Annotated in this window: 12 protein-coding genes; all 12 read left to right on the forward strand. The window is 71.5% G+C overall.

Features of this window, described 5'->3' with window-relative positions; genetic code table 11:
- Window positions 1–48: 48 nt before the first annotated feature.
- The 12 genes from AC3IPY_RS02330 (at window position 49) to AC3IPY_RS02385 (ending at window position 15,500) form a co-directional block, all read left to right on the forward strand.
- A complete protein-coding gene (locus tag AC3IPY_RS02330; RefSeq protein WP_489186391.1) occupies window positions 49–3,699 on the forward strand; it encodes a phage tail protein in 3,651 nt (1,216 codons plus the stop codon).
- 372 nt (window positions 3,700–4,071) lie between these two features.
- Window positions 4,072–5,658 (forward strand): phage tail sheath family protein, encoded by a 1,587-nt coding sequence (locus AC3IPY_RS02335; protein ID WP_489186392.1) that lies wholly within the window; start codon window positions 4,072–4,074, stop codon window positions 5,656–5,658.
- Between the two features lie 37 nt (window positions 5,659–5,695).
- Window positions 5,696–6,142, forward strand: a complete 447-nt coding sequence (locus AC3IPY_RS02340; RefSeq protein ID WP_489186393.1) for a phage tail protein — start codon at window positions 5,696–5,698, stop codon at window positions 6,140–6,142.
- Between the two features lies 1 nt (window position 6,143).
- Window positions 6,144–6,608, forward strand: coding sequence for a hypothetical protein (locus AC3IPY_RS02345; RefSeq protein WP_489186395.1), 465 nt, complete (start codon window positions 6,144–6,146; stop codon window positions 6,606–6,608).
- Window positions 6,605–6,763: a DUF6760 family protein gene (locus AC3IPY_RS02350; protein ID WP_489186396.1), complete on the forward strand. Its 159-nt coding sequence runs from the start codon at window positions 6,605–6,607 to the stop codon at window positions 6,761–6,763. The genes AC3IPY_RS02345 and AC3IPY_RS02350 overlap by 4 nt, the downstream gene beginning before the upstream one ends.
- Window positions 6,763–9,471, forward strand: coding sequence for a hypothetical protein (locus AC3IPY_RS02355; RefSeq protein ID WP_489186398.1), 2,709 nt, complete (start codon window positions 6,763–6,765; stop codon window positions 9,469–9,471). The genes AC3IPY_RS02350 and AC3IPY_RS02355 overlap by 1 nt, the downstream gene beginning before the upstream one ends.
- A gap of 13 nt (window positions 9,472–9,484) precedes the next feature.
- Window positions 9,485–9,916 carry a phage tail protein gene (locus AC3IPY_RS02360; RefSeq protein WP_489186400.1) on the forward strand — a complete coding sequence of 144 codons (432 nt, stop codon included), beginning with the start codon at window positions 9,485–9,487 and terminating at the stop codon, window positions 9,914–9,916.
- Window positions 9,917–9,948: 32 nt separating this feature from the next.
- A complete protein-coding gene (locus AC3IPY_RS02365; RefSeq protein WP_489186402.1) occupies window positions 9,949–10,713 on the forward strand; it encodes a CIS tube protein in 765 nt (254 codons plus the stop codon).
- Window positions 10,700–12,559 carry a VgrG-related protein gene (locus AC3IPY_RS02370; protein WP_489186404.1) on the forward strand — a complete coding sequence of 620 codons (1,860 nt, stop codon included), beginning with the start codon at window positions 10,700–10,702 and terminating at the stop codon, window positions 12,557–12,559. Before AC3IPY_RS02365 ends, AC3IPY_RS02370 begins: the two co-directional genes overlap by 14 nt.
- 10 nt (window positions 12,560–12,569) lie before the next feature.
- Entirely contained in the window at window positions 12,570–12,995 is a 426-nt protein-coding gene (locus tag AC3IPY_RS02375; RefSeq protein WP_489186406.1) for a GPW/gp25 family protein, read from the forward strand.
- Window positions 12,992–14,941 carry a putative baseplate assembly protein gene (locus AC3IPY_RS02380; protein ID WP_489186408.1) on the forward strand — a complete coding sequence of 650 codons (1,950 nt, stop codon included), beginning with the start codon at window positions 12,992–12,994 and terminating at the stop codon, window positions 14,939–14,941. The genes AC3IPY_RS02375 and AC3IPY_RS02380 overlap by 4 nt, the downstream gene beginning before the upstream one ends.
- 1 nt (window position 14,942) lies before the next feature.
- Window positions 14,943–15,500: a phage tail protein gene (locus tag AC3IPY_RS02385; RefSeq protein ID WP_489186410.1), complete on the forward strand. Its 558-nt coding sequence runs from the start codon at window positions 14,943–14,945 to the stop codon at window positions 15,498–15,500.

Raw genomic sequence — 15,500 nt, forward strand, 5'->3', positions numbered from 1 at the left:
CTCCCGGATGTCGCCGCGCAGCGCCGCGGTTTGCGCGGGAATGGAAGCATGACGCTGCTGGGTGCCGAGCGTTCCCGCGCCGACCACGCGCGGGCGCCGGCGGCGCGCACCGAGGCGGCGGGCGCGGCGGTCCCAGCGGGCGCGGCGGGCGCGGGCGCGGGTCGGGCGCCCATGCTCATGCGACTGCAGGCCACCGCGGGCAACTCGGCCGTCGCAGGGATGCTGCGGTCGCGGCCCGAGGCCGCAGAGGCCGCAGAGCCCGGGTCCGCGCATCCCGTGCAGCGGCTCGTGCGCGGCACGATCCCGCCGCCGCCCGTGCCGCCCCCGACGCCGAATCCCGCCGCGCACGCCGGCATGCGCAAGGCCACCGCGTCGATCCGATCGGCCGCGCATCGCGCGGCGCAGCATCCGTCGCCCGCGACCAAGGCGCAGGAGGCTCAGCAGGCCGCCCAGCCGCCGGCAGGCGACCGCGAGGCCCAGGCGAAGGCAGGGAAGGCCGAGGACATGGCGGCCACGCCGGTCGCGGCGGGCGGCGCGGGCGCGCCCGGCGGTGCAGCCGGCGGCTTCGACAAGGCCGCCTTCGTCGCCGCGGTGCGCGCCGCGATCGACAAGCAGGCGCCGAAGACGCTCGAGGAGGCCGACGAGTTCGGCACGTCCGGCAAGTCCGACCAGGTGGGCGCCGAGGTGCGCGGCCTCGCCGGACGCAACGCCCAGAACGCCGCACGGCCCATGAACGAGGCATCCGCCGAACCGCCCGACCCCTCGCGCGCAGTGGAGAAGGAGGTCACGCCGCTGCCCGTCGGGGCGCCGCCCGGGCCGTTGAAGATCGACGCAGCGCAGGCCGCGCCGTCGCGCGCGCCACCAGAGCAGACCGACCTGCGCAACGGACCCGCCGAGACCGACCAGAAGATGGCGGACGCGGGGGTCACCGAGGAACAGCTCCGGAACTCGAACGAGCCGGAGTTCACCGGCGCGCTCGCCGCCAAGAAGGACGCCGAGGTGCACGCCGCCACCGCTCCCGCCCAGCTGCGCGAGCAGGAGGGCGCGCAACTCGCGCAGGCGACGCAGGGTGCGGCGATGGCCGGCTCCGCGACATCCGCCGGTCTCATGGGGGCCGGCATCGCCAATCGCGGCGCCGTGGCGAACGGCCAGCAGTCAGCCCGCACCAAGGACGAGCAGGAACGCGCCGAGGTGACGGCGAACGTCACCCGGCTCTTCGACGAGACGAAGACCGCGGTCGACGCGATTCTGACGGGCATCGACCCGAAGGTCGACCAGGCCTTCAAGGACGGCGAGGGCGCCGCGAAGAAGGCGTTCACCGAGCAGCACACGCGCGAGATGAAGGCGTTCCGCGACAAGCGCTACTCGTACGACTCCATCGGCGCCATGCGCTGGGCGGCCGACCTGCTGCTCGGCCCCGAGCCCGAGGTCGACCAGATCTTCGCGCGCGCCCGCGCCACCTACGAGCGCGAGATGACGAAGACCATCGACCGCATCGCCGATGTCGTCGGCGGCGAGCTGAACGCCGCGAAGCTCCGCGTCGCCGAGGGCAAGGCGAAGATCGCCGCGTACACGAAGGGCCTGAAGCCCTCACTGCAGAAGGTCGGGGCGGATGCCGCGAAGGACGTCGGCGGCCGGTTCGACGAGCTCGAGGCATCCGTCGACGAGAAGGGCCAGGCGCTCGCCGAGGATCTCGCGTCCAAGTACGTCGAGGCGCGCACCGCCGTCGACGACGAGATCAAGGCCATGCAGGAGGCGAACAAGGGCCTCGTCGACCAGGCCAAGGACGCCGTCGGCGGCGCGGTCGAGACGATCCTGAAGCTGAAGACCATGCTGCTCGGCGTGCTCGCCCGCGCGGCCGGCGCCGTCGAGAAGATCATCAAGGACCCGATCGCGTTCCTCGGCAACCTCGTGAACGCGGTCAAGAGCGGCATCATGGCGTTCGGCTCGAACATCGCCACCCACCTGAAGAACGGCCTGCAGACCTGGCTCTTCGGCGCGCTGTCGGCGGCGGGCATCGACCTGCCGGCCAAGTTCGACCTGCAGGGCATCCTGAAGCTGGTGCTCTCCATCCTCGGCCTCACCTGGGCGAACGTGCGCGCCCGCATCGCCGCGAAGCTGCCGCCCGGAGCGATCGAGCTCGTCGAGCAGGGCTTCGACGTCGTGAAGCTCATCATCAAGGAGGGCCTCGGCGGCATCTGGCGGATCATCCTCGAGAAGGTCGGTGACATCAAGGAGATGATCATGGGCCAGGTCAAGGAGATGGTCGCCGTCGAGATCATCAAGGCGGGCATCGTCTGGCTCGTCTCGATGCTGAACCCGGCATCGGCCTTCGTGAAGGCCTGCAAGATGATCTACGACGTCGTCATGTTCTTCGTCGAGAAGGCCGAGCAGATCAAGGCCTTCGTCGACTCGATCCTCGACTCGGTCGAATCCATCGCATCGGGCGGGGTCGGCGCCGTCGCCGGGTACATCGAGAACACGCTCGGCCGCATGGTGCCCGTGATCATCGGCTTCATGGCCTCGCTCCTCGGCCTCGGCGGCATCAGCGGCAAGATCAAGAAGATCATCGAGGCCGTGCAGAAGCCCGTGAACAAGGTCATCGACTGGGTCGTCGGCAAGGCCGTCGCCTTCGGCAAGAAGGCGATCGCGCTCGGCAGGAAGGCCCTCGCGAAGATCAAGGCCAAGGGCAAGGAGGCCTGGGGCAAGGTCAAGAAGAAGCTCGGGTTCAAGGAGAAGACGCCGGAGGAGAAGGAGAAGGCCGGGGCGGCGGCGGGCGTCGCGGCGATCAATCGCTTCGCCGGGAAGCAGGTCGGGCAGCACCTGTTGCAGCCCGCGCTGGGCCTGGCACGGGTGCGCAACGGCCTCGCCGTGCTCGAAGCGGTGCCGGGCGAGAAGCACTGGATGGTGCGGGCGTCCGTGCAGCGCGAGGTGACCGCCGAGAGCAACGTCGACAGCGCGGCCGGCGACGAGGCGGCGTTCGGGAAGCAGGAGATCGAGACGCTGCGACAGTGGATCAGTGACCAGGCGGCCGGAAGGGGACTCCCGAAGATCTCGGCGACGGCGACGCTTGCCGAGGCGATCTTGAAGAGCACCACCGAATCCGCCGTGACACTTCGTCTCCGAAAGGCGGTGAGTTTCGAACGAACCGAAGGGGCGGATCTGGTGACCAGTGACCCGAAGATCCGTGCCTACGGCGACAAGCCCGTTCCGGGAGACGCCGACTATGCGCCGGGCCACCAATGGCACCATCCAGGCAAGCAGTCCGCCTACAAGGCGAACATCATCGGGTACAACCCCAAGGATGCGCCGACCCTCGACCTGACCGAGAAGGGTCATCACGGCACGTTCGGCAAGCAGAAGGAGCAGGAACGAGGCGAATTCCGACTCGCCGGCGATCCCGAGCGAACCCCCGGCGATCCCAGCCGAAGAAGTTACGGCGAGGAGTTGGGGTCTTCAGCCGCCGCCGCGGAGAACGTCGCGATCGCGATCGCGGGGCTCTCGCGTCGGAAGATGTCGGGGGCCGAGAAATCCGATCTTGCGACGACCTCGGTCCTGGAGGAGCAGGCCTACCTGTTCTCGCTGACTCCGGCCGGCGGTGCGAAGGCCGCCATAGCGAAGCACGAGGCCGAACTGCAAGCGTTCTCGAAGTTCGGGTCGGAGGTGTTCACGTACTCAAGATCGCTCCTCAAGACGTAGGCCGCTCGCTCCCCGGCTGGCAGGAGAAGAATCGATATGACAGTTCCGCCTCACGCTGAGGCGGAACTGTCATATCCGGATGGGACGGCGGCGGCTCTCCACGCGTGCCCACCAGTTTCCGTTCGCACCGGGGGTTTCCGTTGGTACAGGAACCTGCGGTGCGAACGGAAACACCGGGCAGCGCGACCGAGGGCGCTGCACATGCGGGCGCAGGGGATCGGCGCGGATGCCGCGGGCGCGAGCCGGCCGCCTGCCCGATCGCGCACGCCTCGCTACCCCCACGCACGTCCCGGCGGACAGGGCCGCGTCGCGGCATCCGTTCGATGCTGAACGCGAGCATGCGAACCGCTGCGAATCGCGAAGGAGCATCCGATGCCCACCTATCTCTCACCAGGCGTGTACGTGCAGGAGATCGAGGCTGCGACGAGGCCCATCGAAGGCGTCGGAACCGCGGTCGCGGCCTTCGTCGGCATGGCGCCCAAGGGCCCCGAGAACAGCCCGACGCTGGTCTCGAACTGGACCCAGTTCGTCGACACCTTCGGCGGCCTGTACCCCGGCGCGTACCTCGCGTACGCCGTCTACGGGTACTTCCTGAACGGCGGCGGCAACTGCTACATCGTGCGCATCGGCACCGCGGGTGCCGCGGGCGGCGGAGGCGGCGGCGGCAAGAACGCGAGCAAGCGCGGCGAGCCCAAGCAGCTCGCGGTCGGCCCGCAGACCGCCGCGATCGGCAACTACGTCTTCACGGCGAAGAACGCGGCGGCGAACGCCAAGCCGATCTCCGTCGAGATCGCGGATCCCGGCGGCGAGGAGCCCGAGGAGGGCGCGTTCAAGGTCGTCATCACGGTCGACGGACGCGCGCCCGAGGTGTACGAGCAGGTCTCGCCCAAGCCGGACAGCGCCGCCTACGTGGTCACGAAGGTCACCTCCGACTCCAAGCTCGTCACGGTCGAGGAGCTCGATCCGGCGTCGGCCGGCGTCACGCCCCGCACCGGGACGTTCGACCTCGCGGTACCCGAGCCCGAGGAGCAGCCCATCGTGCTCGACGGCATCTCGGCCGCGAACTACATCGGCAGCCCCGCCGACCGCACCGGCTTCGGCGGCCTCGAGGAGGTCGAGGAGATCACCATGGTGGCCGTGCCCGACCTCATGGCCGCGTACGAGCAGGGCGTCGTCACGCTCGAGGTCGTGAAGTCCGTGCAGCTCGCGGTCATCGCGCACTGCGAGCTCATGGGCGATCGCATGGCGATCCTCGACCCGCCGCCGAGCCTCTCGGCGCAGGAGGTGCGCGAGTGGCGCCGAACCGGAGCCGGGTACGACTCGAAGTTCGCGACGCTCTACTACCCGTGGATCAAGGTGCTCGACCCCGTCACCTCGACGAACCGGTTCATGCCGCCGTCGGGCCACATGGCCGGCGTGTGGGCACGCAACGACGCCGAGCGCGGCGTGCACAAGGCTCCCGCCAACGAGGTCGTGCGCGGCGCGGTCGAACTGCAGACGCAACTGACCCGTACCGAGCAGGAACTGCTGAACCCGATCGGCGTCAACGCCATCCGGGCGTTCCCCGGTCGTGGCATCCGCGTGTGGGGTGCGCGCACGCTCTCGAGCGACGCGGCCTGGCGGTACGTCAACATCCGCCGCCTCTTCAACTACCTCGAGAAGTCGATCCTCGGCGCCACCCAGTTCGCGGTGTTCGAGCCGAACGACGAGGCGCTCTGGGGCAAGCTGCGACGGTCGATCTCGGCGTTCCTCGTGAACGAGTGGCGCAAGGGCGCCCTGTTCGGCTCGACGGCCGACCAGGCGTTCTTCGTGAAATGCGACGAGGAGACCAACCCGGCCGAGGTCATCGACGCCGGCCAGGTCGTCTGCCAGGTCGGCGTCGCCCCGGTGAAGCCCGCGGAGTTCGTGATCTTCGAGCTCTCGCAGTTCTCGGGCGGCACGAGCCTCGTCAACGAATGAACCGTGAACACCCAGCGAACACGAACAGGAGCACATCATGCCACTCGCAGATGCGATGGATTCGGCACCGGCGTATGCCTTCAAGGTGGTCATCGACGGCATCGAGGTGCCGAAGGTGAACGAGGTGTCGGGTCTGAAGAGCGAGGTCGACAAGATCGAGTACAAGCAGCAGACCGCCGACGGCAAGTTCATCGTCACCCAGCTCATGGGACGTGCGAAGGCCGGTGAGTTCACCGTCACGCGGGGTCTCACCGATTCGAAGACGATCACCGACTGGCTGGCCAAGGTGATGGAGGGCGCCGTCAAGGATGCGCGCAAGACCGCCTCGGTCGAACTGCTCGACTATCAGGGGTCATCGCTCAAGAAGTACGAGTTCGCCAACTGCTGGGTGCGCAGCATCGAACTCAACTCGCTCAAGGCGGGCGCGACCGAGCAGGCGACCGAGAAGTTCACGGTCTGCTACGACACGATGAAGGTGGTGTGACGTGCAGCGCGTCATCGCGACGCGTCCGACGAATGCGGGGGCGGATGTCGCGGACGCGCCCTCCCCGTCTTCGTCGTCCTCGTTCGACGACGGCGCGATGCGCACCGAGTTCGCGTTCGAGCTCCCGCGCGGATACGTCGGGCAGGACGGCACCGTGCACCGGCGCGGCGTCATGCGCCTGGCGACCGCGCGCGACGAGCTGCTGCCCCTGTACGACGCGCGCGTGCTGGAGAACCCGGCGTACACGACGGTCGTGCTGCTCGGTCGGGTGATCACCTCGCTCGGCTCGCTCGGGTCGATCGACGCGTCGGTCGTCGAGAACATGTTCGCCTCGGATGTCGCGTTCCTGCAGGACTTCTACCGGCGGGTGAACGCCGAGGGCCACACCCGCATCGCGGTCACCTGCCCGGAGTGCTCGCACCGGTTCACCGCCGACCTCGCCGGCGGCCGCCTGGGGGAATCATGACGTACTCGGCCGACCGCATCCATGAGGAGGTCGCGTACGTCGCCTATCACTTCCACTGGTCGCTCGACGACATCCTCGACATGGAGCACGCGGAGCGTCTGCGCTACGTGCGCGAGATCGCGGCGATCAACACAAGGCTCACTGAGGAGCACTGATGCGTTGGCCGTGGCAGCGCGTCGCGGCCGACGACGGCGGTGACGCGCGAGGGGGCGACGGCGTCGACCCGTCCGCCGCGTCGCATCCGCATGCGGGCGACGACGTGCCGCGCATCGCGCCCGCCGGCTGGGCGTTCCTCCCGCCGATGCAGCGGCAGATCTCGGATGCCCCGCCCGCGACCCTGAGGTCGGGTTGGGTCGAGACACTGCCGACGCGCGTCGTGCCGAGCCGGGTGGCCGAGCTCACGCACCTCGTCGACGACGCGGCGCCCGCCGGCACCGTGGCGACGGCCTCGGCCGCGCTCGGCGCGCCCGTGCAGCGCGCCGTCGTCGCGGACCTGACCTTGCGTCCGCCGCAGACCGCTGCCGAGCGGGCTCGTGAGGCCGCGCAGCGCCGGGTCGTGCAGCGGCAGGCCGCCCCGTCGGACGGCACGCTCGAGTCGCATTCGGACACGGCGGATGCCGCGGGGCTGTTGTCTCCGGCGTCGGAGCCGGGCATCCTGACGTCCGCCTCGGACGCGGCGGCGATCGAGCGCCCCGTCGGCACCGAGCCGGTCGGCCCGCTCGCGTCGGCCGAAGCGCCTGCGCCGCCCGAGGCTTCCGCATCGACGGAGGTCATCGCTCCGGCGGACCCGTCCGCGTCGGCGCCCCTGCAGCTCGCGCACGTGCAGCGAACACCCGACGATTCGGCTTCGAAAGCCCTGGAGCTCCCGCCCGACGCCGACGCCCCCACGATCGCGGCCTCTCCACCGATCGTCGCCGACCCCGGCCGACTCGGGTTGGCCGCACCGCTGCCCGGCCTGCGGGCGTCGTTTCCAGACCCGGCACCGTCCGCGTCGAGCACACCGTCTGCGACCGGCGCCATGTCCGCGCCGTCCACGCCGAGCGTGCAGCGCAGCCCCTCGACCGATCCGGCCATACGGCGAATGGGGCTCGGCGCACCGCTGCCCTCGGGGGTGCGGTCGGAGCCGCAGCAGCCGGATGCCGGCGCGCACGCGGTGCCGGATGCCTCGACCGTGACGCCCGACGTGCCCGCGACGTTGCAGCGGAGCACCGCATCGGATGTCGCGCCCGGCACGGTCTCCAGCGCGCCCGCCGGTGCCTCGACAACCTCGGACGCCGCGGATTCCGGGGCCCATGTCGGCGACGCTGCCACTGATACGGATTCGGTATCAGTGGCAGAGTCGCAGGAAGCGGAAGCACCGGAAGGCCATTCGCCGGCACTCGCGGGAGGGGAGCAGGTCGCCGCGGAGCGCGGGAGCGGGATCCTCGGACGAGGGGCCGTCGGCGCCACGGAGGACGCCCGCATCGGGCCCGCCGCACCGTCGACGTGGGCTGCGACGACCGACATGTCGCTGCAACGAACGACGCGGGCAGCCGACGAGGGGCCGGAACCCGCGGGGGTCGCAGCGTCGATGCCCGGTGCGGATGCGGGCGGTGCGGGCGGAGCCGGTGCGGGCGATGCCGGCACGGTCGAGTCGGCGGGGGACCAGTCCTCCGCTGAGGGGTCGGCGGCCGACGGGGCGCCCGAGGGGCTCGACGCGTCGCCCGCCCAGGGGGCTTCGCCCGCGACGTTGCCGCCCCTGCCGCCGCTGCAGGCCGTGCCGCTCATCGCCCAGCGTGCGCTCGAGACCTCGCTCGACTCCGACTCGGGTCCGCTCACCATTCCGGCGCACGCGCGAGCCGTGCCAGCGGTGGCGCTCCAGCCGAGCTCGGGGTTCGAGTCGACCGCGGTCCGGGCCGCGCCCGCGGGTGCGGCCACGTCGAGTGCTGCCGCATTGAACGCTGCCGCATCGAGCAGCGGCACGGCCGGCGGCGGCGGTGGCGCCGCACGTTCCGTCGGCTCGGGTCCGTCGGCGGTCGCGGTGCAGCGGGCGGATGTCGCGACATCCGCCCGGTCGTCAGGGGGCGGTGCGGGCGGCGGCGCGACAGCCACGATGGCCGCAGCGCCGGCAAGCCGCGCGATGGGCGGCGTCCTCGGTCGGGTGCAACGCGTGCTCGCACGCTCGAACCCGCCCGCGGACGGACAGGCCGGTCCCGCGGGGAGCGGCGGCGACCACGACGTCCAGGCACCCGAGAGCGGCGTCGGCGACGGCCCGCCCGCCGATCCGGGCATCGCGGGGGGCGCGGGGTATCCGGTGCCGCGCCTCGCGTCGCCCGACCTCGCGGGGGCCGCGCCCGAGCTCACGATCAGCCGACTCGTCGCACCGACGATGACGCCCGCGCGCCCGACGCCGACGGGCGGCGCGCGCGGCGCGGGCGGCGCACGCGGCGCGAACCCGGTGGGCGTGCAGCGGGCCGTGCAGACGATCGAGGGCCCGCCCGCGGCATCCGTCGCTCGCATGGTGTTGCCCGTCGCGCCGGCCGCGACCGCGATCGCGACCGTGCAGCGATCCGACGAGGCGGCGACGGGATCCGACACCGGCTGGAGCGGCCCCGGCGCCTCGGCCGGCACGCCTGGCGGCCCGGTCGTGCAGACCGCGCTCGCCGCGTCCGCGCCGCCGCCCGAGGAGCCCGGCGGCATCGAGGTCTCTGCTGGCAGCGCCGGCGAGGCCGCAGCACCAGGGGCCGCGGCATCCGCCGTCGACACCTCGCCCGCTGGCATCGAGACGCTCGCCGCGAAGCTGTACGGCCCGCTCGCGCGCCGGCTGAAGGCCGAGTTGCTGCTCGATCGGGAACGCCGCGGCATCCGGATCGACGGAATCTGAAGGGGGAGGCGACATGGTGGAGGACACGAAGATCGCCATCGGCGTTCGCTACGTCGTGAAGATCGACGGCGAATCGCTCGGCGAGTTCTCGAGCTGCGAGGGGCTCGGCGTCGAGGTCGTGCTCGAGTCCCGCGAGGAGGGCGGCAACAACAGTTTCGTCTGGCAGCTGCCGACCCGGCTGAAGTTCTCGAACGTGAAGCTGTCCCGGCCGGTGGGCAAGGGCACGTCCGCCCCCATCCTCGTCTGGATCTCGAAGGCGCCCGCGCTGAAGCCCAGCACCGCCGAGATCCAGGCGCAGAACACGTTCGGCGAGAAGATCGCGACCTGGCACCTGCAGCGCGTCGTGCCGGTGCGGTGGACCGGCCCGTCGTTCACGGCCGACCAGCCCAAAGTGCTCACCGAGACCCTCGAGCTCGCCCACCACGGCATCGACGCCGACGACTGAGCGCCGGCACCCGAGAGCGGAAGGAGCACCCCATGCCCGTCACCAAGACCGACACCACGAGCGCGAGCCTCACGCACGCCGTGCTCGAGCTGCTCGAGCCGGGCAAGACCCCGGGCGTGCCGGGCGGCCCGATCGGCTCCATCGAGTTCCAGATGAACCCGAAGGAGCTCACGATGGCCAAGTCGGCGAGCTGGAAGACCGAGAAGCAGAAGAAGGCGTCGTCGGCCCCTCCGGCCACCTACCAAGGTCCGGAGGCGCAGAAGCTCTCGGTCGAGATGTTCTTCGACGACACGCAGAGCTCGGGCGGCGACAGCGTCGTGCAGCGCGTCGAGAAGCTCTTCCAGGCCTGCGCCCCGACGAAGGACTCCAAGCGCAGCGACACCCCGTCGGCGCCGTGGGTGCGCTTCAAGTGGGGCGTGCTCTCGGGATTCGTCGGCTACGTCAAGTCGGTGTCGGCCAAGTACACGCTGTTCTCCCCGACCGGCACGCCGATGCGCGCGGTCTGCACCGTCGCCCTCGAGGAGATCGCCGAGGAGCCGGGCAAGCAGAACCCGACCTCGGGCGGCCTGCGCCCGAGGCGCGTGCACACGCTGCGCGAGGGCGACTCGCTGGCGGCGATCGCGTACCGCGAGTACGGCAGCGCGGCGATGTGGCGCGTGCTCGCCGAGGTGAACGGCATCGACGACCCGATGCGCCTCGCGCCCGGCCGCTCGATCTTCCTCCCGGCCGCCGACGAGCTCGCCGGCCCGACCGCGCGCGAGCTCGCCCGCAAGGAGGTGGCCCGTGCCGTCGGTTGACACGTACACGAGCCTGCTGCTGGTCGCGGTCGAGGGGCGCCCGATGCCGGCGACGGCGGCGAGCCTGCTCGTCACCGGGCGGGTGACGGATGCCTCGAACCTGCCGGACTCGTTCGAGCTCGAGTTCACCGACCCGGCCGGCACCGTGCTGACCGACGCGGGCTTCGCGATCGGCAAGCGGGTCGTGCTGTCGGTCTCGGAGAACGGCCCGCAGGGACCGCAGCGCCTCATCGACGGCGAGGTCACCGCGATCGATCGCGAGGACGTTGCGGGCTCGCTGCGCACGCGCGTGCGCGGGTTCGACCGCTCGCACCGGCTGTTCCGAGGGCGCCGGGTGGCGGCCTACCTCGACAAGACCACCGCCGACATCGTGCGCGAGGTGGCCACCCGGGCGAGCGTGCCGGTCAAGTCCATCGACGTCCCGGGATCGGTCTCCAAGCACGTCACGCAGGACAACGTGAGCGACTGGGTGTTCCTGAAGCGACTCGCGGATGTCGCGGGCTGCACGTTCTCGATCGTCGACGAGGGGCTCGTCTTCTCGCTGCCCACCCGCGCCGCCGAGGCGCCGAGCGGCGCGGAGTCCGCGCGCGACGACCCCGTCGTGCTCGAGCACGGCATGAACGTGCTGTGGCTCGCGGCGACCGTGACGGCGGCCAGCCAGGTGCCGAGCGTCGAGGTGCGCGGCTGGGACCCGGTCGCCAAGCAGGCCGTGGTCGCGAGCGCGCAGCCGACGACGCGCGTGGTGGAGCTGCCGACACTGAAGCCCGACGGCATCGCGAAGACGTTCGGCTCGCCCACCTACGTGGCGGCGACGGGCGACGGGCAGCAGCGTTCGCAGGAGTCCCAGGCGAAGGCGGTCGCCGAGCGCATCGCCGGCGGCTTCGCCGAGATCGAGGCGCGCCTGCTCGGCAACTCGAAGATGCGCTCGGGCACCGCCGTGAAGCTGAAGGGCTACGGCGCGCCGTTCGACGGCCGGTACACCGTGACCGAGGCGCAGCACGTGTTCGACGCCGAGGCCGGGTACACGACGACCGTCGTCATCAGCAACGCGTCCGACCGGTCGCTGTACGGCATCACGAGCGGCGGCGGCAGCGGGGGCGGGGCCTCGGCCGACGAGGCGGCGCGCATGCAGGGCGTCGTCTCGGCGCTCGTGAGCGACATCGACGACCCCGATCGCAGCGGCCGCGTCAAGCTCACCTTCCCCTACCTGTCGGGCGACTACGTCAGCGGCTGGGCGCGCACCGTGCAGCCGGGCGCGGGCGCCGAGCGCGGTTCGGTCGTGCTGCCCGAGGTCGGCGACGAGGTGCTCGTGGCGTTCGAGGGCGGCCGGTTCGACCGGCCCTACGTCGTCGGCGGCCTCTACAACGGCAAGGACGAACCCGAGATCGGGTGGGGCAAGGCGGTGCAGGACGGCGCGGTCGTGCGTCGCGCGTTCACCTCCCGCACCGGCATGGAGGTCGTGTTCACCGAGGAGTCGGGCACCGAGACCCTGACGCTCTCGACGAACGGCAAGGCGCAGCGGGTGACCCTCACCCAGACGGCCGAGAAGGGCATCGAGATCATCTCCGAGGGCCCGGTCACGGTCACGGCCAAGAAGGACGCGACGGTCACGACCGAGCAGGACGCGACCGTCAAGGCCGACAAGGGCACGCTCTCGCTCTCGGGGTCGAGCGTGAAGATCAAGGCGACCGGCGAGGTCTCGGTCGAGGGCGCGTCCCTCAAGCTCAAGGGCACCGGTTCGACCGAGGTCGAGGGCGCCACGCTCGCCCTCAAGGGGCAGGCCAGCGCCGAGCTGTCGGCCTCCGGCATCACGACGGTCAAGGGCAGCCTGGTCAAGATCAACTGAGGAGGGGCGGATGTCTCGAGAGTTCGTCGGGCACGGATGGGCGTTCCCCGTGCACGCCGATGCGACCGGTCGCATCGCGCTGACGTCGGACGAGCGCGAGATCGAGGAGAGCATCCGGCTCATCCTCGCGACGGCGCCGGGGGAGCGGCCCATGCGGCCGGAGTTCGGATGCGCCGTGCACGACTACGTGTTCGCCCCCGCGGACGCCTCGACGGCCGGGGCGATGGGCGTCGCCGTGCGGGCGGCACTGCGGTTCTGGGAGCCGCGCATCGAGCTCGGCCAGGTCTCGGTCTCGCTCGAGCACGCCGACGACGGGGTGCTCTACATCGAGGTGGGCTACACGATCCTCGGCACGAACGACCCGAGGAACCTCGTGTTCCCGTTCTACGTCATCCCGCAGGACGCCACCGCCCAGGACCAAGGAGCACCGTCATGAACCTCCCCGCCCCGAACCTCGACGACCGGCGGTTCCAGGACCTCGTCGACGACGCCAAGCGCTTCGTCGCGCTGCGCTGCCCCGAGTGGAGCGACCACAACGTCTCGGACCCGGGCGTGACCCTCATCGAGGCGTTCGCGTTCATGACCGACGAGTTGCTCTACCGGCTGAACCGCGTGCCGGACCGGCTCTACCTCGCCTACCTCGACCTGCTCGGGGTCTCGCTCTTCCCGCCCACCAACGCCACCGCCGACCTCGTGTTCTGGCTCTCGGCGCCGCGCGACGAGACCGTCGTGGTGCCCGCCCGCACCGAGGCCGGCACGCCGCGCACCGAGACGGCCGAGTCCATCGTGTTCGCCACGGTCGAGGACCTCGAGATCCCGCCGCGCGAGCTCGTGCGCGTCGGCAGCCAGCCCGACGGCGGCGACCCGTGGGTGCGCGACACGAACCTGCGCGGCGAGGAGATCGACGCGTTCCAGAAGTCCCCGGCGCCCGGCGACGCGCTGCTGTTCGGGCTCGACGAACCCTCGGGCAACCTCGCGATCTCGCTGCGCATCGACTGCGCGGTGCGCGGTGTCGGCGTCGATCCGCTTGATCCGCCGATCGTGTGGGAGGCCTGGTGCGGCAGGGAATGGGTCGCCTGCGACGTCGTGTCCGACGGCACCGGCGGCCTGAATCGCCGAGGAGACGTCGTGCTCATCGTGCCGGCCGGGCACGCGGCATCCGTCATCTCGGGCGAACGCGCGGGCTGGATCCGCACCCGCCTCGTCGAGCGCGAGGCCGAGGTGCCCACGTACAGCGCATCGCCGCTCGTGCGTTCGGTCGCGGCGAAGACGGTCGGCGCGGTCACGCGCGCGATCCACGCGACGACCATCGACGACGAGGTGCTCGGGCTCAGCGAGGGCGTGCCCGGGCAGGAGTTCACCCTCGACGTGCGACCGGTCGTCGACGACGGCGCACCGTTCACGCTCGAGGTCGGCACCGGCGCCGAATGGGAGCCATGGGTCGAGGTCGAGGACTTCGCCGACCAGGACCCCGATGCCCGGGTCATCCGCATCGACCGCACGAGGGGGGTCGTGACCTTCGCCCCCGCCGTGCGCGAGGCCGACGGCCTGCTGCGCTTCTACGGCTCCGTTCCGCCCAAGGGCGCGCCGATCAGGGTCCCGCGCTACCGGGTCGGCGGCGGTGCGCGCGGCAACGTGGCGCCGGGTGCGCTCTCGGTGCTGCGCTCGACCGTGCCGTTCGTGAACCGCGTCGTGAACCGTCGGGCGGCGCATGACGGCGTCGACGGCGAGACCGTCGACGAGGCGAAGGCGCGCGGGCCGCTGACCCTGCGCACGCTCGACCGGGCGGTCACGCTCGAGGATTACGAGCAGCTCGCCCGCCGGGTGGCGCCCTCGATCGCCCGCGTCAGGGCGGTGCCGGCGACCGGCAAGGGCGAGGATCAGGGCGTTCGCCTGCTCGTCGTGCCCGCCGCCGTGCATGCCGCCGACGGACGCGTCGAGTTCGCCGACCTCATCCCGTCGGAGGAGGTGCTGACGCTCCTCGCCGACGAGCTCGAGCGTCGCCGCACCGTCGGGGCCAGGCTCGCGATCGAGCCGCCGCTGTATCAGGGCATCACGATCGTGGCCAAGCTCATCGCCAAGCCCCGGTTCGCGGTCGAGCGCCTGCGGGAGGACGCCGTCGCGGCCCTGTACCGCTCGTTCGACGCGGCGCACGGCGGATCGGACGGAACCGGCTGGCCGTTCGGACGACCCGTGCTCGCCGGCGAGGTCTACGCGGTGCTGCAGAGCCTGCCCGGCACCGAGCTCGTCGACGAGGTGCTGCTCTTCGGAGCGGACCCCGTCACCGGCAAGCGCGGCGACCCCGCGCAGCGCATCGACCTCGAACCCGACGCCCTCGTCTTCGGGTTCGAGCACCGCGTGCGCGTGACGGCGGGGGTGTGACATGCGCGGTGCCGTGCCCCGGCTCGAGAACCCGTCGCCGTTCATCACGCGCATGCCGGCGGTGCTGCAGGAGGACGAGTTCCTGCAGCGCTGGCTCACGGCCTTCGACGCGTCGATCGCGCCCGTGATCTCGGTGCTCGACAACCTCGAGGCCTACGTGCGCCCCGGAACGACCCCGCCCGACTTCCTCGACTGGCTCGCGGGCTGGGTCGACGTCGAGCTCGACGAGGACTGGCCGGTCGAGCAGCGGCGCAAGGTCGTCGCCGACGCGGCCGGCCTGCACCGTCGGGCCGGCAGGTTCGACGGCGTGCTCGAGACCGTTCAACTGGTCGCCGGGCCGGATGCCTCGGTCGAGGTCTCCGAGAGCGGGGGCACGTCGTGGTCGACGACGGCGCACGGCAAGCTGCCCGGGTCGGTGGACGGGGCGGTGCGGGTGCGGATCGGCGGTGCCGGCGCCGCGCGCGGCGATGCGGACGGGCTCCGGCGGCGCATCGAGCGCGGCGCCCGGCGGGTGGTGCCCGCGCACATCCGCATCGAGATCGAGATCACGGAGGCGTGA

This window comes from Agromyces sp. GL_144 (assembly GCF_057834305.1).